Raw genomic sequence first — 20619 nt, 5'->3', positions numbered from 1 at the left:
AAAATAATTATACAATTCATAACAATATTAAATCGACTGCCGAGAGCCGACAGCCGAAGTAACAAAATCACTATGGACATTGATCAATTGCGTTATCCTATTGGCTTGTTTAAGTCGCAGGAAAGTTATTCTGCTGCTGAGGTGAAGTCGAATATTCAGATTATAAGTGCTTTGCCTTCCAAGTTTATTAACCTTTTGGGAAGCTGGGAAGACGATAGGCTGAATACACCTTACCGGCCAGATGGCTGGACAGTTCGCCAGTTGGTGCACCATGTTGCGGATAGTCACATTAATGCATATACGCGCTGTAGACTCGCTTTGACAGAAGATAATCCGGTGATCAAACCTTACGAAGAGCAACTGTGGGCTGAGCTGCCCGATGCGAAGACGGCGCAGATCGATTTGTCCATTCAATTGATGCGCTACGTGCATTTACGCTGGGTTTTGCTGCTAAATTCAATGGATGAAAAAGACCTGGCCAGAACTTACACGCATCCTGCAACAGGCCGGGTTTTCCGCCTCGATGAAGTGATTGCCAATTACGCCTGGCACAGCGAACACCATTATCAGCACGCATTTCAGCTTGCCGTAAGGAACAATTGGAGGTAGGTCAATGTTTTTGATTTATGCTTACACAAGAGATCATCATATTACTGCTCTTTCTTGCAGCCGCCGGCTATATTGCCTGGCGCGCCTGGAAGGCATTTGATAGCAAGAATACCGGAGGTTGTGCGAAAGGTTGTGGCTGCGCGGCCGACAAGGCGGCGGTGAATGTAAAAAGGTAAATTGATTTCAAAAATTGATATTTAATAGGAGGCCCCGCTGGGGCCTTTTTGTATTCCCGAAATTCATTCTACAAACAGGAGGCCCCGCTGGGGCCTTCATGCCAGAGGCATTCCCTGTTTCTAGAAAACGTGGTTGCCCAAAATGACAAAAAGCCCCGGCGGGGCTTCCTGTTACACATTATAATGCATTTAAACACTACAATGCATTTTTTATAACACGATAAAAATTACAACGCACCCTTTTTAATATCCTCCACAACAGCCGGATCGAGCAATGTGGACGTATCGCCCAGATTATTCATATCACCCTCTGATATTTTTCTTAAAATCCTTCTCATGATTTTCCCGGAACGCGTTTTCGGCAAACCTGTCACAAACTGCACTTTATCGGGCTTCGCAATCGGTCCGATAATACGGGCAACTGTTGCGGCAATATCTTTGCGGAACATTTCCTCATCGTCAACTTCATTTTCCGCGATGACGTACGCATAAATTCCCTGCCCTTTAATATCATGAGCATAACCCACAACCGCGGATTCTACCACACCCAAATGCATATTGATCGCATTTTCCACTTCCGCTGTCCCGATCCGGTGACCTGACACGTTCAATACATCGTCGACGCGGCCCGTAATGCGGTAGTAACCATCTTCGTCACGCAGGCAACCGTCACCGGTGAAGTACATGCCGGGATACGCGGAAAAGTAAGTTTGCCTCGCGCGTTCATGGTCGCCGTAAGTTGTTCTGACAATCCCTGGCCACGGAAATTTGATACAAAGATTTCCACTCACGCCATTTCCCTCAATCTCATTCCCCGACTCGTCGACCAGCACGGGCTGAATACCGGGCAGCGGCAATGTGGCATAAGTCGGCTTTTCAGGCGTAATTCCGGCAAGTGGAGATATCATGATACCTCCCGTTTCGGTCTGCCACCAGGTATCTACCAGCGGACATTGGTCGCCGCCGATATTGGTTTTATACCAATGCCAGGCCTCTTCATTGATCGGCTCGCCTACTGAACCCAATTTTGTAAGAGAAGAAAGATCATATCCGTTTACATAGTCCAGGCCAAAGCTCATCAGCGAACGGATTGCCGTAGGCGCAGTGTAAAGGATATTAACTCTATGTTTTTCAACAATCTGCCACAACCGGCTTGCATCGGGGAAAGTGGGAACTCCTTCAAAAACGACGGATGTTGCCCCGCAGCAAAGTGGGCCGTACACGATATAGCTATGACCGGTGATCCAACCAATATCTGCTGTACAGAAATGTATCTCGCCTTTTTCATATTGAAATACATTGGCAAAAGTATAAGCAGCAAACACCATATAACCGCCGCAGGTATGCACGACGCCTTTCGGCTTGCCGGTTGATCCCGAGGTATACAGGATAAACAGCATATCCTCCGCGTCCATCGGCTCGGCCGGACAAACAGAATCGACGTGTTTTACCTCTTCTTCCCACCACAGGTCACGCCCCTTGAGCATAGAAACCGGTGTGCGGGTGCGGGTCATTACAATTACATTCTTAACTGTATTGCATTGAACAAGCGCCTCATCGACAGTCGCTTTCATAGGAATTACCTTATTCCCCCGCAATGCTCCGTCGGATGTAATGACCATCGTGCACGCTGCATCATTGATCCTGTCGGCGATAGATTTGGCAGAAAAACCTCCGAATACAACAGAGTGAACCGCTCCGATCCGGGCGCAAGCCAGCACGGCGACAGTCAGCTCGGGAACCATCGGGAGATATATACAAACCCGGTCGCCTTTTTTGACTCCGTGCTTTTTCAGCACATTGGCAAACCGGCAAACGCGGTCGTAAAGCACATAATAACTGATAGAAACGGCTGCATCTTCGGGATCATTCGGCTCCCAGATCATGGCAATCTGGTCTCCTTGCGTTTCTAAATGTCTGTCGAGCGCATTTTCGGTGATGTTCATGGCACCACCTTCAAACCATTTCACATTAGCCTGTGTAAAATCCCAGCTCAGGACTTTTTTCCAGGGTTTACGCCATTGAAATTGTTGGGCTACTTCCGCCCAGAAACCTTCGGGATCGTCTACACTGTGCTTGTAGGCAACCTGATACTCTTCAAAGGTCTTAATTCTCATGATTTATAAAGGTTAACTTAGGGAAATAGGATATTGGGCGACAAGTTATAATTTTGGTTTGGATAAAAGAATTGAAATGGAAGAAACCGGCCTCTCCGATTCGGAGATCGCATTTATCAATAAGCACAAACACGAAAATGCAAGTCAGCTCATACTGAAAGCCGCTCAGTTCAAGCGATTGGATATCAAGAAACTAGCGGCGCAGATCATATCCCGGCAAAAAGCAGCCAAAAAGTTGCCGGATTGGTATGCGAATGAAAAATTGATCTTTCCTCCTGCCCTCTCCGTGGAGCAATGTTCGTCCGAGGCCACTGCGCGCTTTAAGGCGAGCCTCATTTCTGGCGAAACGCTCTTAGATATTACCGGTGGAATGGGCGTGGATTGCTTTTATATGAGCAGGAATTTCAAGGCTGCGCATTATTTTGAAATGCAGGAAAACGTCGCTGCTACTGCGGAATATAACTTTCGGCAACTCGGAGCAGAAACAATAACCGTTCACGCAGCCAATTCTCTTGCTGCATTAAAGGCTGAAAATATCCCCGCCGACTGGATTTACGCAGATCCGGCGAGGCGAAATGAGCAGCGGGAAAAAGTAGTTTTGCTTTCTGACTGCACGCCGGATATTGTTTCAAATCAGGAAATCCTGTTTGAAAATACGCCCAATATCCTGTTAAAAACCTCTCCGTTACTGGATATTGATCTCGCTTCGCGTGAATTGAAAAACCTGAAAGAAGTTTACACAATCGGTTATGAGCAGGAATGCAAAGAGCTGCTTTTTGTATTGGATAAGAATCACAAATCCGAAGGTTTTACAATTAAAGTTCGCATTCTGGATGATCAGGGAGCTGCATTTAAATCGCTTGATTTTGACCGGGAAACCGAGAGGAATGCTCGTGTCACTTACTCCGCGCCAATTCATTATTTATACGAGCCGCACGCCGCCGTTTTAAAGGCAGGCGCATTTAGAACGATTTGTGAAAGGTATGCTGTGAGCAAGCTCGCGGTGAATAGCCAGTTGTATACTTCTGAAAGTCTGGCAGCAAATTTTCCGGGACGTTCGTTTAAAATTACTGCGATCTGCAAGCCCGATATGCGCGAAATTTCGAAACATATTGGTGGAGATAAAGCAAATTTGACCACTCGGAATTTCCCCGCAAAAACAGAGGAATTAAGAAAAAAGTGGAAATTGAAAGAAGGCGGCGAGCATTACCTGTTCGCTACCACGCTTTCGGACAATGCAAAGGTTGTGATCGTGACGACGAAAGCCACTATTTAAGGAAAGTCTCCTCGTAAATTTTCTCTGAAAAGCCAAGTGTAACCGCTTTCCCGCTGGCATCTTCGACTACCGGCCTTTTAATGACCGTTGTGTGGGCTACCGCCAGTTTTGCAGCCGATTTTTCGTCTGTTACTGCCAGTTTTTCTTCCGCGGAAAGCTCTTTCCAGGTAGTTGAGGCTTTGTTAATCACTTTTTCCCAGGGAAAAACCTTAAACCACTTTTCGACTTTGTCGGTACTGATCGGTTCTTTCCGGTAGTCGTAAAAGGTGTAAGCTATATTGTTCTTTTCCAGCCACGTACGGGCTTTTTTGATGGTATCGCAGTTGGGTATTCCGTACAGGGTCAGCATTATTTTACTAATTCTTTCATTCTAAATAGATCAAATCTGGGCTGCAGCCGGCTCGTCTGGTATCAAATCGGAGTTATGCATTTTCTCGTCGTCCAGCTCCCCTTCCCAGCGTGCGATAACCGCAGTAGCGAGACAGTTTCCGGTAACATTGACCGAAGTTCGCGCCATATCCATTAATTCATCAATGCCCATAATCAGTAAAACCGGCCACTCAGGCATTCCGAAATTCGCGATTGCACCAAGTAAAATAACGAGCGTCGCACGCGGAATACCTGCTACTCCTTTGCTGGTTAGCATCAATAGCAACACCATCGTAAGCTGCTGCCCGATCGACATTTCGGTACCGGTTGCCTGCGCTACGAAAACCGTTGCGAGTGCGAGATATAATGTGGAACCGTCGAGGTTAAAGCTGTACCCGGTGGGCATTACAAACGAAACGATCTGCCTCGGCACACCAAATTTCTCCATTTTCTCCATCGCTTTGGGCAATGCAGATTCTGAGCTTGTAGTTGCAAATGCGATGGAAACGGGCTCGAAAATGGTTTTTGCGAACTTGATAATTGGTATCCGTGCAAACAATGCGATCGGAACAAAAACGATCAGGATGAATACGATCAATGCACAATATAAGGTAGCCAGCAGCAATGCAAGGTTTCTCAAAACGTCGATCCCCATGTGACCGACCGTTTCCGCAATCGCAGCTCCTACCCCGATCGGCGCGAAATACATGATGATCTTGGTAAACTTGAACATCACCTCAGCCAGCAACTCCACGCCATGTACAAATTTTTCCTTTTTCGCAGCAGGTAACAATGCAAGACTAATCCCGAAAAGAACGCTAAAAACAACGATCTGCAATACTTCTCCGTGGTAGATCGACTTCGCTACGTTTTCAGGAAATGAATGCAAAACGATATCCTGCCAGCTTTGCTCGGCTACTTTCGGCAAGGTTGCATTTAAACTTTCGGGTGGAATAATGCCCTCGCCAGGCTTGAACCAGTTGGCAAAAAACAAGCCGATCAGCAATGCAAAAGTGGTAACTACCTCAAAATAAAGCAGTGATTTCCAGCCCATTCTCCCTACTTGTTTCAGGTCGGAATGCCCGGCAATACCTGTTACGAGCGTCGCAAAAAGCAGTGGCGCGATGACGGTTTTGATCATCTGCAAAAATATCTGCCGCAGGAAATGCAGATCGGTACCCATTTTTGGAAAATCGTAACCGATCTCCGTTCCGACCAGCATGGAGATCAGGATAGAAGTGGTCAGGTTTTTCTTGATTATCGCAAATACGATCAGCCCGGCGAGCGCGAGCCACCGCAGTGTGATCAGAATGTTATCAGAGAGGGAAATAATATCATAAGCACTTAAAACTGAGGCGAGCGCCGCGATTGTGATCAGTGCAATGTTGATGATTGTAATTTTACTCTTCATATGGAGAATCGAAATGGAAGATCTTTTGTAATGGTAAACTTATAAAAAATCAATTTAAGACCAACTATATGCATATTGGAATAAGTAGCCAAACGCAGAATAAAAACTCGCCTGAACCTCCATTAGCATATTTTTTATATTAATTTTTGTTATAAAAATAAAATATAAAACTGTTTTACTACTGACTCATTGGCTGGGATAAATGCAAAACAGAAGTCCTGGTAAGCCCGGTGAGCGCAAGCCAAACGCGTTACTCAATTTGGCACTAAATTTTTAATGCGCCCCTTTAACAGTACATCAAATTTGCAGACAATCCGCTAGATATATGCATTTCAGGTCCTGAATTTCTGAAAACATGAGCTAAATCCTTTGATCCAGCGTCTAAAATGAATATGTTCGGACCGAGCATTTCTAACTTCAACGCTTATCCAAATGAACCGTATACTTATCCCTATCGACTTTTCTGAAAATGCGAAACGCGCACTCTCGGCGGCAAAAACAATTTCCGAAAAAGAGGTTACCGAGCTCCTGATACTGCACGCTTACCAACCGTATATTGCAGACGTCAATCTCACTCCGGGCGGCGTTCTGCCGGGTATCGGCGGGTCGGACTTTCTGAATATGACGACCGAGCTCGAAGACGAATTTCATAAAAAGCTGGAAGATTATGCGGACGAACTGAGGGCAGAAGGGTACAAAGTCCGGCCGCTGTGGATTCTCGGAAGCGTGCATTCGGCTGTGGAAGAAGCGATTGAAGAATACAACCCTAATCTGATCGTGATCGGCAGGACAGGTACGGGCGGATTTCTGGATAAACTGATCGGAAGTTCTGCGACCCAGATCGCGCTGCATTCCAAATGCCCGGTGCTGGTCATTCCGCCGCAAAGTACGCCCGGCAAATTCAGCAAAGTGGTATATGCAACTCAGTTTGAATATGATGAGACCGATATTCTGAGAGAGGTATTTGTATTGCTGAACCACTTGGGCGGGAATCTCACTTTACTCAAAATACAGTCTGACACGCAACCCAATATCCAGTCTGACAACCAATATATCGCCGAAATCAAGGGAAACTTCGCGATCACCGACGATCAGATCGTTTTCCGGAAGTCGAACCACGTTCTGGACGGTATTGAAGAATATTGCGACGAAGTGGGCGCTGATCTGCTGATCATGTCGTCGCGCGAACGTTCGTTTATTGAAGAATTTCTGATCAACCCAAGCGTGACCAGGAAACTGATCATCGATACCCACGTGCCCCTGCTTGTTTTCCACCTAAAGTCTTAATCAGCATTGGATAAAGAAGAAAGTGCTCCCGGCCCGGAACTGCGCCCTTTGATACAAAAAACAAAGCGCTACAAACGGCGAAACCTGCTTACTTCTCCCGGTACATTGACCTATATCGGTCCCGAAATTGCCTTGAAAACCAAGGTCAGGCGGATCCAGTATAACGAGCAAATGATCCGGGACGAGGCGGTGAAATCGCTGAACGAATGCACGCCCGCGCCCGCCGGCGAGCCGATAATCACGTGGCTGGACGTGGACGGAATCCACGAAACAGGGCTAATCGAAAAGCTGGGAAAGCTGTATCAGCTGCACCCGCTGCTGCTGGAAGATGTGGTAAATACCGAGCACAAGCCAAAATTAGAATTCTACGATTCAGGACATTTGTTCCTGACATTGAAGATGTTACACGTAGAATCCGAAAATCCGGTATGCCTATCGGCGGAACACGTGAGTTTTGTTTTGGGGACGAATTACGTGATCTCATTCCAGGAAGAACGCAATAGTGACATTTTCACGCCGGTACTCGCGCGGTTGGAAGCTTCCGTGGGAAAAACGCGGCGGAATGGGCCGGATTACCTGCTTTTTGCATTGCTTGATATTGTGGTCGATAATTATTTCCTGGTTCTGGAAAAGCTGGGCGATAATCTGGATGTTACCGAAGACCGTGTGATCGCAGGCTCCGATGATTTGTCGCTTAACGAATTGTACGCATTAAAACGGGAGCTTTCCGTAGCCAGGCGGCAGATCTGGCCGCTGCGAGATATGCTCAGTCAGCTGATCCGGGAGGAAAATTCGCAGATCGCCAAAGAAGTGGTTCCCTACTACCGCGACCTTTATGACCACGTGATGCAGGTGCTCGATACGATAGATTCCTACCGCGAACTTGTAGCCAGCCTCGTGGATGTACATTTATCGACGATCAGCAACCGGATGAACTCCGTGATGAAAACGCTCACGATCTTTTCAGCGATATTCATGCCGCTTACCTTCATCGTTGGTGTATACGGAATGAACTTCGAATATATGCCCGAGCTGAAAATGCGTTACGGCTACTATTATGTATGGGCGATCATGGCGATGGTTACAGTGGGGATGATATTTTATTTCAGGACTAAAAAATGGATGTAGGTTTGATACCTTTGTGGCCTGAAAAACCGCATTGGAATGAGCTTTACCGGAAATACTTCACTACCCATCTCCACAAACGCCGCTTACATTCTCACCGACAGCCGCCAGGTTTCGTTTCCTGAACAAAGCATTTTTTTCGCAATAAAAGGCGAAAGGCATGACGGTCACCAGTTCATCCCGGATCTGTATGCAATGGGAGTGCGCGAATTCGTCGTAGAAGAAGCGCATTTGCCTGAACATATTAAAGAGGTAATTGCGGCATGGAAAGATGCCAGAGTATGGGCGGTACCGTCGGCGATCCGGGCATTGCAAAAGCTTGTTTCCGAGAAGCGCGGGCAGCTTGATATTCCAGTTGTTGGTATTGCTGGGAGTAACGGGAAAACGATTGTGAAAGAGTGGCTGGTACAGTTACTTTCTCCCGGAAACCGCATTGCAGCGAGTCCAAAAAGCTATAATTCGCAGATCGGCGTCCCGCTTTCAGTATGGAACCTGGGGGCCGAAAATACGCTGGGTATTTTTGAAGCTGGTATTTCGCAGGCACACGAAATGGAATATCTGCAACCCGTCATGCAGCCTACTATCGGCATTTTTACCAATATCGGCTCTGCCCATGATCACGGTTTCAGGAGCCGGAAGCAGAAGATTACTGAGAAACTCCGCCTTTTTACCAAAGTCAAAAAACTCTTCTACCGCAAAGACTACACAGATATCGACGAGGAGATCAGGCTTATATTAAAGCCGGTCAATGCGTTTTTACAAACTGTGAGCTGGGGAAGTCCACGCTCGGGGGCAGATATACGGGTTACTTTTGAGGACCGGAAAGATAAAACCCTGATTTCCCTCAACGGAAAATCTGGCGCACATACATTTGAAACTGCTTTCCGCGACGAAGCTTCCCTTGAAAACCTGACACACTGCATCGTTTTCATGCTCGATTTCGGCATTCCGGCGACAATTATCCAGGATCGGATCAGGCATTTGAAGCCGGTTTCAATGCGACTGGAACTGAAAGAGGGTATCAATCATAATTATGTGATTGACGATGCCTATAATAATGATATTCAGGGACTTTCGATGGCGCTCAACTTTCTGGGCCAGCAGGAGCAGCGGCAGAAAAAGGCAGTTATTCTTTCAGATGTTTTACAAACCGGACAAACCCCTTCCGAGATTTACGGTTCGGTTTCAAAACTATTAAAAGAAAAAGGTATTCAGCAACTGATCGGAATTGGGCCGAATATCAGCGGACAATCGCAGCTGTTTGACTTCCTAGATCAGGCATTTTTCCCTGACACAGATACATTTCTAAAAACATTTCCTTTCCAGTCGCTATCAGATAGTCTTATCCTGGTGAAAGGTGCGCGGCCTTTTTCGTTTGAGAAAATCGTGCACCGCTTGCAGCAAAAGGCACATGGTACCGTGCTTGAAATCAACCTCGACGCACTTTCACACAACCTCAACTACTATCGTTCGCGGGTGGGAAAAGAGACTAAAATAATGGCGATGGTGAAAGCATTCGCGTATGGAAGCGGGAGTTCAGAGGTGGCTTCCCTGCTGCAATTTCACCGCGTGGACTACCTGGGAGTCGCTTATGCTGATGAAGGAGTGGTTTTGAGGCAAAATGGCATTACGCTGCCAATCATGGTAATGAGCCCGGCTACGCCCACTTTTGATCTGCTTTTACAATACAAACTGGAACCCGAGATTTATAGCCGTCGTGTGCTGGAAGACTGGATTTCTTATATTGATAAAAAAGAAAAAGGCACTTATATTCCTTCCATTCACCTGAAACTGGATACAGGAATGCACCGGCTGGGATTTGTAGCAGATGATCTTCCCTGGCTGATTGGAAAATTGAAGCAGAATTCGTCGATCAAGGTCGCCAGCATATTCTCGCATTTGGTGGGAGCTGACGATGGTGTTCACAATGGGTTTTCAAAACACCAGTATGATTTATTTACCGGCGGTGCTGCGCAAATAGAAGAGGCACTCGGTTATAAAACGATAAAGCATATCCTCAATTCTGCCGGTATTGTGCGTTTCCAGGACTTCAAGCTGGATATGGTGCGGCTTGGAATTGGATTGTACGGCGTAGAAGCGACCGGACAGGATCAGAATGCATTGCAGCCTGCGGGCACATTAAAGACAGTTATATCTCAAATTAAATACCTTACCACGGGCGAAACCGTCGGTTATAGCAGGAAAGGCCAGATCGACCACGATTCCGCGATCGCAACCCTTGCAATCGGTTATGCCGACGGCTACGACAGGCGGCTTGGAAATGGTGTCGGGCAGGTGTTCATAAATGGAACCCTTTGCCCGACAATCGGTAATATCTGCATGGATATGACCATGGTGGATGTGACCAATGCAAATGCTGCGGAAGGAGACGAGGTGATCATTTTTGCCAAAGAAGTAACCATTATCGACCTCGCCAAAAAGATCGGCACTATTCCCTATGAGATCCTGACGGGAATAGGCGACCGGGTAAAACGCGTTTTTTATAAAGAATAGCTTACTGCCCGGTTGTTTCTTCCTGAACTTCCGGCGTAGTCAATTCCGCTTCTACTTCTTTGATTTCGAGCTGCTTGTCTTCTGTTTCAAACAAATGTGTACGCAGTACTTCGTCCAGGGTCACATTGTAAAATGCCTTGTGCACATTCAGCGGCTCCACACCGTCCTCGATCTCGCATTTGATGTAAGAACCATCTTCCTGCAATTCGTAAGAATTCACATTGTCCATGAGGCTGTATGCCAGAATATGGATCGCCTCCTGGCGCACACGCGGGTCGACAAGCTTGAAAAGTGACTCAATGCGTCTATCAAAACTTCGCACCATCGCGTCGGCGCTACCTCCGTACACCAGCGGATTACCGTCCTGGTGGAAGTAAAATATCCGCGAATGTTCCAGAAAGTCCCCTACCAGAGATCTCACCGTTATATTCTCGCTAAGTCCTTGACGTTTCGGCCGCAGGCAGCACATTCCCCTCACGATCAGACGAATAGGCACACCAGCTTCCGAAGCTTTGTAGAGCTCTAAAATGGTATCTTTGTCTTCCAGCGAGTTGATTTTAATACAAATACCACTTTTCAGTCCCGCTCTTGCATTGTCGGCCTCCTGCTGGATCAACTCAATAAGCTTGGCCCGCATATAACGCGGCGCTGTGATCAGGTTTTGGTATTCAGTCGGAATTGAATGTCCTGTGATTACATTGAAAAACTCGGAGATATCATGGGTATACTCCTCATTGGAAGTCAGCAGCCCGGTATCCGTGTAAAGTCTCGACGTATCTTCATTGTAGTTTCCGCTCGAAAGGTGCGCGTATCGCAATACCCTGTTTCCTTCATTACGGACGATCAGGAGCAGTTTTGTGTGTGTTTTTAACAAACCTATTCCGTAAATAACAAAGCAGCCCGCTTTTTGCAGCCGCTGTGCTTCGCGAATATTGTTCTCTTCGTCAAATCGGGCTTTCACCTCGAACAAAACCGCCACGTGCTTTCCGTTTTCTGCTGCGTGCAAAAGTGCTTCCGTAACGCGGGAGTTTTTGGCTAGCCGGTAAATGGTCAGCTTGATCGACAAAACTTTGGGATCTTCTGCGGCCTGTTCCAGCAATTGCAAAACGGGCTCAAAGTTGTTGTACGGGTGGTGCAGGAGGATATCCCGCTCGCGCATTGTTTCGAAAATGTCCGGAATACGCTCCCTGTCCAGTCCAAGCGGCGGTACCGGCGGGTGTATAGGCGGAATCTGGTCTTTAAATTCCGGGTGTTTGATAATGTTCCAGAATGCGGTATAATCGATCAGTCCCTGCGTCGGAAAAACGTTGTAATCATCTATCTCCCAGCGCTTTTTGATCAGGCTCAATAGATCAGGATTAATATCTGGCTCGACTGAAACCTGCACGACGCGGCCCAATCTCCTGCTTTTTATCTTTTGTTTGATTTCATCAATAAAATCTGCTTCAATATCATCGCTTTCTTCCAATGTAAAATCACCGTTTCGAAGGATGCGGAAAAGGTTCGTGGAAACGATGTCCACATTTCTATAAAGCTTATTGATATACTTTCTGACAATATTCTCAATCGGCAGGAACAGCAGCTCATCTTCGCGCTCGATCACATAAAAACGCGGTAGGTTAAGCGGCAGCTGCACAAATGACAGCTTCCTGTCTTCCTCCGAGGTGGTACCTTTCACCTGCGTGATTACACCCAGCACGAGCACTTTTGCGAGCAGTACCGGAAAAGCGTGCGTGTAGTCGAAGAGCATTGGTGTGAGCATCGGGTAAACCGTACGCTCAAAATACTCCTCGACAGCAATTTTTTCTTCGTCCACCACTTCATCCAGACCTACTATCCTGAAACCGTGTTTGGTAAATAGCGGCTCCAACTGGCTGGTATAGCATTCATTTTGCCGGCGCACGAACTCATGGATCTCGCGCATCATTACCTTCCTGAAAGGTATCTCCCGCAAGCCGGAATAGTCGAGACGCTCTTTGCCGAAATCGAGGTAATTATATAGGCTACCAACCCGGATAGTGAAAAATTCATCGAGATTGGAAGAGGTAATGGCCAGGAATTTAAGCCTGTCGAACAGGTTTCTCTCTTCATCAAGCGCCTGATCCAGTACCCGGTCGTTGAATTTAAGCCAGCTCAGGTCGCGACTGATCATATCGCTTTGCTGCACCTGGGTATGTACCTTTTCCGTCGAGCTGACGATCTTGTGCTCTTCTGTCGGGGCTATTTGTTTGGTGCTTTTGAAAAAGGCAAGCAGGTTGTTCAGTTTGCCTTTCTTTTCACTGCTATATGTATGGTCGCTTGAATCGGACATAAAATCTATATTAATAATGTAAAAAACTTGCTATAATTCCAACGAATGTAAATAATCTATTGTTTCCACCCGGATGAAGTTTCTGTTAAATTTTGGAACAAAAAGAAACGGATGACTGCCATTGACAGCCACCCGTTTCAAGAAATCCGGTATGAATCAAAGGCTATACGTCTACACGTGCATACTTTGCGTTTTTCTCAATAAAATCGCGCCGCGGAGCTACTTCATCGCCCATCAGCATAGAGAACAGGTGATCCGCCTCAGCCGCCGATTCGATCGAAACCTGCTTTAAGCTTCTTCTTTCAGGATTCATGGTTGTTTCCCAAAGCTGCTCTGCATTCATTTCACCCAAACCTTTGTACCGCTGCACATGCACCGATTCTTCGCGACCGGCAGCAATCGCCCTTACCGCTTCTTCGCGCTGCAGTTCCGTCCAGCAGTATCTTTCTTCTTTTCCTTTTTTGACCAGATACAAAGGTGGCTGGGCAATGTAGATATAACCGTGATCGATCAAAATCTTCATATATCTGAAAAAGAATGTGAGGATCAGGGTACGAATGTGACTACCATCAATATCCGCATCCGTCATGATCACAATCTTGTGATACCTCAGTTTGTCGATATTCAAAGCACGCTCGTCACCGTCTTTTCCGATCTGCACGCCCATCGCGGTGAACATGTTCTTGATCTCTTCGTTTTCGTAAATGCGGTATTCCTGTGCTTTTTCCACATTTAGGATCTTACCACGCAGCGGCAATATCGCCTGGTAAGCGCGGTTACGGCCCTGTTTTGCAGTTCCACCCGCCGAGTCCCCTTCGACCAGGTACAATTCGCATATGTTAGGGTCGGTTTCCGAGCAGTCGGAGAGCTTTCCTGGCAAGCCGGTGCCTGTCAGCACGTTTTTACGCTGCACCATCTCACGTGCCTTTTTCGCGGCAATACGTGCTTTGGCGGCCAGGATTACTTTTTCAATAATTACCCTCGCTTCCTTTGGGTGTTCGTCGAGGTAAGTATCCAGCATTTCAGAAACCACCTGACTTACTACTCCGGTAACTTCCGAGTTACCCAGCTTGGTTTTGGTCTGACCTTCGAACTGCGGCTCCTGCACTTTAATAGAAATGACAGCAGTAAGTCCCTCGCGGAAATCGTCCCCGCTTATCTCTATCTTTTCTTTAGCAAGAACGCCGGATTTCTCCGCATAATTTTTCAAAGTTCTCGTCAACGCAGCCCGGAAGCCCGATACGTGCGTTCCGCCTTCGATCGTATTGATGTTATTAACATACGAAAACACGTTCTCACTGTAAGAGGTGTTGTACATCATCGCCACTTCAACCGGCACTGTTCCTTTCAGCGTTTCCATGTGGATCGGCTCGGGAATAAGCGGCGTGCGTGTTGCATCCAGGTAGGTTACAAACTCGTTCAGACCGATTTCCGAATAGAATTCTTCCCCACGGAATTTGCCATCTTCGTCCTCCTCACGCTTGTCTTCCAACGTAATGCGGATGCGTTTGTTCAAATAGGACAATTCCCGCAAACGCGTCGCGATGGTTTCGTACTTGAATTCGGTTACCGTGAATATGGTTGCATCCGGCAAAAAGTGGATAAATGTCCCTGTTTTTTCAGAGTCACCAATTACCCTGGCTGCATACAAAGGTTTCCCTTCGCTAAACTCCTGTTCAAATATCTTTCCTTCCCGGTGAACTTCGGCGCGAAGGTGTATAGAAAGTGCATTTACGCAGGAAACACCTACTCCGTGCAAACCTCCTGAAACTTTGTAAGTGTCTTTATCAAATTTACCACCCGCGTGCAAAACGGTCAGTACGACCTCCAAAGCGGATCTTTTCTCTTTCGGGTGCATTCCGGTTGGAATCCCGCGACCATTATCCTGAACTGTAATTGAATTATTTTTCTCAACCGTCACATTGATCGTGTCGCAATAGCCGGCCATTGCCTCATCAATGGAGTTATCGACAACCTCCCAAATTAAATGGTGAACCCCTTTGAAGCCGGTATCACCGATGTACATCGCCGGACGTTTACGAACGGCCTCTAAACCTTCAAGAACCTGGATATTTTCAGCTGAATAGCTGTTCACTTCAAGCACTGTTTCGTTTGACATATTGTTTGTTTTTCACCTGAATAAAAAGTGCCAATTTCCGGCCTTTTAAGCATGCAAAGATACGATTTTTTTCGCAGGATTCCAGCCTTCCGACGCGATTTAATGCGCGTCGCAAGAGCATCTGGAAATATTAAATAACCAATATTGCAGCTGAGTAATCAAACGGTAAATTAAGTCGGGAAATATCGCCGCGCCACCTACTGTAAAGTAAGTCCCGCGGTGGTTACCAGCAACGATTTATCAAGCAGAAAGAACGCTTTTTCAGCTTTGTCGCTCACATCCAGGATACCCAGATCGTAAGCTCCGGCAGCGAGATCATCTTTCCGGAAAAATGAGTGAAAACCCGGTTTATAGTAGGTCCCGTCCGTGACGATCTTCTCCCTGGCCTCCACTTTCGGATTGGCATTCGCCAGGTGCAGCTGCCCGTTCTGCCGGTCTTTCAAAACGAGGAAACGGTCTCCCAAAAGTCCTTTACGTGCAGGAAGCACAATGCTGGAAATGTAATAATGGGTCAGTATCTCGACCTTCTCTCTTGAAAGTCGCTCCATCTGCCATTCCTCCACATACATTTCGCAATCCGCTACTGGGCGGGGAGCGGCGGCAAACATGGAATCAAGCTGCTCTTTTTTTACAACCGGTTCTGGTAAATGGAAAAAGCCCTTTTCGTAGCCCGGTGTGAGATAAAAATCTGCATTGCGCGTGATCGATTTCTCGACCGAAAACATATTGCGATTAGTCTTCCAGTTATATACATCTGCCAGATACGTCGTTTTCTGCCCGGCCACCATACCCGTGAATTTGTAGTACGAATAGGCGCAGTAAAAAAAACTCAGTCCGATCACCACCGTGAGTACTGATTTTTTCCTGAAAAAAGCGGCGTAATCGATCAGCATCAGGTAGAAGATTACTGTCGCCAGTGACGCATAGATCTGGAAGCGACTGGCAATAGTGCTGCCGGCCCACGACCGGAAAATCGCGATCACTGTGCTCGTGACAAAAATAAAAGCGAAGAGTGCCAGTAATTCGACAGTACCCGGCTTGATAGTCACAGGCTCATTGAAGTAAGTGCGCGCAATTTTGAACACAATAAACACCATGAACGCCACCATAACAATACCCCAAACTGCCGACCATAATATCGGCTGAGACCAAAGCGACATACTCGATCCGATAAAACCAAAAAGTGAGGACAGGAAGCTGATCACATCGTTCGGTAACCTTCCTGCCTGCCCGGATTCGTAGCCTATGATGTAGATCAGAAAACAGGTGATCATGAACACAGTCGTCAGGATCGCACGTCTGAAATCCTTTAGACACAGAAAATAGAAAACGATGGCGGGAAAGGATAATATGCCATTTCCGTGCGTAAAAGTGGCCAGGAAACAGCAGAACATTGCTCCGTAGAATGCTGGGTTACTGCGGCGGGAAACCAGGATAATTGCAGTGACTGTGAACGCAGTAAGGTAAGAATGCTGCATTCCTGTCAGCGCCCAATTGGAAATTTCGTGGTAAAGCGGCTGAAAAAACAACAACGGCGCGGGCAGGAAATAAATGAGCGGTAGCCTCGACTTTTTGAACTGTAAGTACAGAAAATAGAAGATGTAAATAAGGTTGACGGAGACCAGGACAATGTAAAACCGGAAATTGAGCCGGCCCGTCGCGTAATATTCCATTAATGAAATAAAACGCGGAACAGCTGCCTTATGATCGTTAAACGTCCTGAACATTTCTTTCAAAACGCCGGCGACACCTAATCCCCCCTGGGAGATCGTTTCGATAAACTGGATTAGAAGAAAGTCGTCCTGATATGGAAAATTGACTGCGTAGTAGTAGTTATAAATAACAAAAATGAATGCTACAAAGAAAATAACCGCCACCGCTAGGATTCGCTGCATAAACCGTACAAATAGATGAGGAGTATTCCGGTCCTTGAAGAAATAACCATCAGCTGGCCGGTATCAGGCAAAAATAATCCATTAGTAGTTATTCTCAAATTTTCCTGCATTTCTTAAAGCGCCGGTTACTAAACACTGCAAATGCAAAACGAGCCGCCTTCCGGCAGCTCGTTTTAGCTCAATCCTGTTCTTTTATTCTATTACATCTTCTCCATCGGATGCTCTTTCAAAAGCTGCTCAGGGGAATAAAAATCCTTTTTGCTCTCCGTAGCAGCACGTACCTGCTTCACTTTTTCAGGTGAAATTGCCGCCCCTTTGTTGCCAAATGAATTTCTGACATAAGTAAGTACCGCTGCGATCTCGTCGTCTTTCAGCAGACCGCCGAAAGGCGTCATAGGGACCTGCCCGGGGTACTTTTTACCACTCACTTCTATCGGCCCCAGCAGACCTTTCAGTGCCAGCTTGATGAGCCTTTCATCGCTTCCCAATACCCAGTTAGTATTATTAAGCGGCGGGAATCCGGCTGCGGCCAACCCTTTTCCATCGGGCTGGTGACAGGTTGCGCAATAGCCTTCTTTGGCATAAATCTGCCTTCCCTGATTAAAAAGGATCAGATCGTTTCCTTTCAGAGAGGTTTTGGCAACATCCTCTTTTTCTTTTTTAACATTTTCTCCTTTCAAATGTGCCTCTGCTGCCTCAAAAGCGTGGATTGTCCAATCGTCAAGCGGCATTTTTTTGGCTTCGGCCAGGATCGGCAATCCTTTTTCCTTGCCAATCCACGAAGCAGCCACAATCGCAACTAGGCGCACCCGGCTGTTCTCATCTTTTACAGCCTGCATTAGTAACTCGGCCTGATCAGGCACCTGGTGTCCCGTGTAACGCACCACTTCCACCGCCGCAGCACGTGCATGGTAATCTTTGGCTTTCAGGAGTTGTTTCAGCAGTTTCTGATCCACTTTATTCAATCCCCAGCTTACCCACAAACCTTCCAGCAAATGGTGCTCATATCTTGGATCGTTTTTGTCCAGGCCGGCGATCCAGGTATTCATTTTGGCTAAAACTTCTGTCGCGTTACGACCTCGAAGCTCTCTTCTGGTGCGGTATCTGGTTCGGTATTCAGGCAGTTTCAAATTATCCAAAAGCACCTCAATACTCGCCCCGTCAACTTTTGCCGGCGTAACCAGCGGGCGGGAAGGGTAAGTAATGCGGTAAACCCGGCCGTGCGAATGGTCACGCAAAGGATCGCGCGCATTGTGCTGCATGTGGCCGATCAGGATATTGTGCCAGTCGATCACATACAGCGATCCGTCGGGCGCAAACTCCATATCCACAGGTCGGAAGTTGCGGTCCTCACTTACTACCAGATCCTGGCGGTGGCGGCTTTTGTAACCAGTCCCGTCGTCAACCAAAGTATGTTCTTTTGTTCCTAAAAATCCGATCGTGTTATTGATCAGGAAATCTCCCTGCAGTTCGTCGGGAAAATGGCGGCTGGATACGAATTCAAGGCCGGAAGTAGGACGCACGCGATGTTTTTCTTCAATCAATTGCACCGACTTGTGCGTAGACTCGCCATATCTCGGCAATACAGAGCCCGGCATCATCCAGCGCACATCGGGGCTTGATGTTTCGGCAAAAAACGGCTGTCCCCAATCGTCAAATGCAATACCCCAGGGATTGGGAATTGAAAGCTGCGCAGTACGTTCCAGTTTTTTTAATTGCGGCGCGTATCGGTAAAAACCGCCATTGGTCGCACGCACCGGGCCGTAAGAAGTTTCCACATTGGTATGCAGGAAAACACCCTCGCCGGAGTAAATAGCGCCAGATGGATCAACTGTAAATGCGTGGCTGTTGTGGTGCGTATCATGGTCGTCGAATCCGCTCAGCAGGATCTCCATTTTATCCGCCTTATCATCGCCATTCGTATCGGTGAAAAATTTCAAATTGGTACCGGCCGAAACGTAGACGCCTTCCGGCGCTATCTCGAAACCCAGCGGTAGATGCAGACCGTCGGCAAAAACCGTTTGCTTGTCTGCCTTACCATCGTTATTTGTATCTTCCAGGATGATAATCTTGTCGTCAGGCTTGGTATCACCCGGCTTATAGTGCGGGTAGCTCGGCATGGTCGCAACCCAAAGGCGGCCTTTGTTATCGAAAGACATTTGCATAGGCTTAGCAAGGTCCGGGAACTCCTCCTCCGAAGCGAAAAGCTCGATTTTATAACCTTCCGGCACTTTCAATTTACCTAATGCATCCTTGCCGTAGAGGTATTCAAGACTGCCATTTTTTTCCGGGTTAAAATTCGTCTTAACCGGAGGAAGCGGCTTTGTATTTTTATCCGCTGCGGCCAGATCCGTTTTCTGTCCTTTTGAAGCTGCCAGCCACACCGCCTTGTCGCGGATATCCGTCATTTCCCGGATCTTCTCTATTTCCGCAGGATAATTGTCAGGCCCAAACGGATTGTACCTTCTGCCATAAACGTGCACGCCGTTCGGGACCTTGATATCGTTGTGCCACATCCAGTTTTTCTCGTCTACCGCATCATGGATCAGCTTTCTGTTCGCCTGTGCTTTTGGTGCAGCTTTTCCGAATACCTGATCAGCCAGCAATACGCCCAACTTCTTGTAACCTTCGGCGTTCAGCTGCGAACCGTCGATCGTAAGTGGCTCCTGGGTATCTGCATACCATTTTTGAGACGGGGTAAATGCATCCACGAACAAGACTTTATTCTGGTCCGCGACCTCTTTCATTGCCTTCGAATAGAGGGACAGGTTCTCATTCTCCTTTTTACCGTTGGGTAAATCATAAGTACCAGACAGATCTTCAAATGCGATAGGAGAAACGATCGCCAGCTTGGGTGCCGTGGAGCCGTTGTATTTCTGGGTTAATGTGTATTTGATGAATGCATCCAGCTCAGCCTTGTAGTTTGCCAGCCCTTCTTTACCCTGAAAAGATTCATTATAACCAAAAAAAGCAATGATCACGTCGGCTTTGAGGCGGGTTAACCATTGATCGGGCGTATCAAAATGACCTTCACTTTGTGACGGATTAGCCAGCTCTGTCTGAAACTTTTCAGCTCCCGGAAAAGCCCAGGGAGAATTGCGGCTCGAATGCGGCCTGAAACCGGGCGTGTCGCCGCCGTCGCACATATTGCGGATAAAAAGCTCGTTCTGCGGATAACGTACGTGGAGCTCCGTCTCAAAGTTGTCGTAATTCATCATTCTGGAGCCCAGATTGTTTCCTAGCAAAACAATGTGAGAGCCTTTCTGAATAGCAATGGAAGCGGTTTGATTGAATTTGAATGCACTGAATGCGATCAACGCCAATCCAAATGCAATAAGCGATACGTGAACGCTGATTTTCCTGGGTTTAGACATTTTAATTCGTAATTCTTAGGTTGGGATTAGGAAGTA

13 protein-coding genes are annotated in these 20619 nt (G+C 47.1%); 6 read left to right on the top strand and 7 right to left on the bottom strand.

Annotation, left to right across the window (positions count from 1 at the left end):
- The first annotated feature begins 72 nt into the window (after positions 1 to 72).
- On the top strand, positions 73 to 609 hold the full coding sequence (locus LZG94_RS02815; protein WP_233790440.1) for a YfiT family bacillithiol transferase: 537 nt from the start codon (positions 73 to 75) through the stop codon (positions 607 to 609).
- Positions 610 to 626: 17 nt separating this feature from the next.
- The gene (locus LZG94_RS02810; protein WP_233790439.1) at positions 627 to 785 is read left to right on the top strand and encodes a FeoB-associated Cys-rich membrane protein; all 159 of its coding nucleotides are present in this window, start codon (positions 627 to 629) and stop codon (positions 783 to 785) included.
- 227 nt (positions 786 to 1012) lie between these two features.
- Here LZG94_RS02810 and acs read toward each other — a convergent pair whose 3' ends face one another.
- A complete protein-coding gene (gene acs / locus LZG94_RS02805; protein WP_233790438.1) occupies positions 1013 to 2902 on the bottom strand; it encodes an acetate--CoA ligase in 1890 nt (629 codons plus the stop codon).
- A gap of 58 nt (positions 2903 to 2960) precedes the next feature.
- Here acs and LZG94_RS02800 point away from each other — a divergent pair, with 58 nt between their 5' ends.
- Positions 2961 to 4178: a THUMP-like domain-containing protein gene (locus LZG94_RS02800; protein ID WP_233790437.1), complete on the top strand. Its 1218-nt coding sequence runs from the start codon at positions 2961 to 2963 to the stop codon at positions 4176 to 4178.
- Here LZG94_RS02800 and LZG94_RS02795 read toward each other — a convergent pair.
- Positions 4171 to 4527 (bottom strand): Spx/MgsR family RNA polymerase-binding regulatory protein, encoded by a 357-nt coding sequence (locus LZG94_RS02795; protein ID WP_233790436.1) that lies wholly within the window; start codon positions 4525 to 4527, stop codon positions 4171 to 4173. The two genes, LZG94_RS02800 and LZG94_RS02795, sit on opposite strands and share 8 nt — an antisense overlap.
- 30 nt (positions 4528 to 4557) lie before the next feature.
- Positions 4558 to 5958: a dicarboxylate/amino acid:cation symporter gene (locus tag LZG94_RS02790; RefSeq protein WP_233790435.1), complete on the bottom strand. Its 1401-nt coding sequence runs from the start codon at positions 5956 to 5958 to the stop codon at positions 4558 to 4560.
- Between the two features lie 432 nt (positions 5959 to 6390).
- On the opposite strand from LZG94_RS02790, the gene LZG94_RS02785 reads away from it, so the two are divergent.
- Genes LZG94_RS02785 through LZG94_RS02775 form a run of 3 tightly spaced genes read left to right on the top strand, consistent with a single transcriptional unit; the run spans position 6391 to position 10884 of the window.
- The gene (locus tag LZG94_RS02785) at positions 6391 to 7245 is read left to right on the top strand and encodes a universal stress protein (protein WP_233790434.1); all 855 of its coding nucleotides are present in this window, start codon (positions 6391 to 6393) and stop codon (positions 7243 to 7245) included.
- A gap of 6 nt (positions 7246 to 7251) precedes the next feature.
- On the top strand, positions 7252 to 8373 hold the full coding sequence (corA, locus tag LZG94_RS02780) for a magnesium/cobalt transporter CorA (protein ID WP_233790433.1): 1122 nt from the start codon (positions 7252 to 7254) through the stop codon (positions 8371 to 8373).
- A gap of 36 nt (positions 8374 to 8409) precedes the next feature.
- Positions 8410 to 10884: a bifunctional UDP-N-acetylmuramoyl-tripeptide:D-alanyl-D-alanine ligase/alanine racemase gene (locus LZG94_RS02775; protein ID WP_233790432.1), complete on the top strand. Its 2475-nt coding sequence runs from the start codon at positions 8410 to 8412 to the stop codon at positions 10882 to 10884.
- Between the two features lies 1 nt (position 10885).
- On the opposite strand, the gene ppk1 is transcribed toward LZG94_RS02775, so the two are convergent.
- From ppk1 to LZG94_RS02755, 4 genes are all read right to left on the bottom strand, one after another.
- Positions 10886 to 13195 carry a polyphosphate kinase 1 gene (ppk1, locus tag LZG94_RS02770; protein WP_233790431.1) on the bottom strand — a complete coding sequence of 770 codons (2310 nt, stop codon included), beginning with the start codon at positions 13193 to 13195 and terminating at the stop codon, positions 10886 to 10888.
- A 163-nt stretch (positions 13196 to 13358) separates the two neighbouring features.
- Positions 13359 to 15314 carry a DNA topoisomerase (ATP-hydrolyzing) subunit B gene (gene gyrB / locus LZG94_RS02765; protein WP_215233648.1) on the bottom strand — a complete coding sequence of 652 codons (1956 nt, stop codon included), beginning with the start codon at positions 15312 to 15314 and terminating at the stop codon, positions 13359 to 13361.
- 197 nt (positions 15315 to 15511) lie between these two features.
- Entirely contained in the window at positions 15512 to 17209 is a 1698-nt protein-coding gene (locus LZG94_RS02760) for a hypothetical protein (RefSeq protein ID WP_233790430.1), read from the bottom strand.
- Positions 17210 to 17409: 200 nt separating this feature from the next.
- Positions 17410 to 20583 (bottom strand): PVC-type heme-binding CxxCH protein, encoded by a 3174-nt coding sequence (locus LZG94_RS02755; protein WP_233790429.1) that lies wholly within the window; start codon positions 20581 to 20583, stop codon positions 17410 to 17412.
- Between the last annotated feature and the right edge of the window lie 36 nt (positions 20584 to 20619).

The sequence above is a fragment of the Dyadobacter sp. CY343 genome (assembly GCF_021390335.1).
Taxonomy (GTDB): Bacteria; Bacteroidota; Bacteroidia; order Cytophagales; family Spirosomataceae; genus Dyadobacter.
The sequence above is the reverse complement of the archived record's forward strand: the minus strand, read 5'-3'. Positions and strand labels throughout refer to the sequence as shown.

Coding starts and splice junctions, on each gene's coding strand:
- LZG94_RS02795 (WP_233790436.1), bottom strand. CDS start 4,527: ATGCTGACCCTGTACGGAATACCCAACTGCGATACCATCAAAAAAGCC.
- LZG94_RS02790 (WP_233790435.1), bottom strand. CDS start 5,958: ATGAAGAGTAAAATTACAATCATCAACATTGCACTGATCACAATCGCG.
- gyrB (WP_215233648.1), bottom strand. CDS start 15,314: ATGTCAAACGAAACAGTGCTTGAAGTGAACAGCTATTCAGCTGAAAAT.
- ppk1 (WP_233790431.1), bottom strand. CDS start 13,195: ATGTCCGATTCAAGCGACCATACATATAGCAGTGAAAAGAAAGGCAAA.
- LZG94_RS02775 (WP_233790432.1), top strand. CDS start 8,410: ATGAGCTTTACCGGAAATACTTCACTACCCATCTCCACAAACGCCGCT.
- LZG94_RS02815 (WP_233790440.1), top strand. CDS start 73: ATGGACATTGATCAATTGCGTTATCCTATTGGCTTGTTTAAGTCGCAG.
- LZG94_RS02810 (WP_233790439.1), top strand. CDS start 627: ATGCTTACACAAGAGATCATCATATTACTGCTCTTTCTTGCAGCCGCC.
- acs (WP_233790438.1), bottom strand. CDS start 2,902: ATGAGAATTAAGACCTTTGAAGAGTATCAGGTTGCCTACAAGCACAGT.
- LZG94_RS02785 (WP_233790434.1), top strand. CDS start 6,391: ATGAACCGTATACTTATCCCTATCGACTTTTCTGAAAATGCGAAACGC.
- LZG94_RS02760 (WP_233790430.1), bottom strand. CDS start 17,209: ATGCAGCGAATCCTAGCGGTGGCGGTTATTTTCTTTGTAGCATTCATT.
- LZG94_RS02755 (WP_233790429.1), bottom strand. CDS start 20,583: ATGTCTAAACCCAGGAAAATCAGCGTTCACGTATCGCTTATTGCATTT.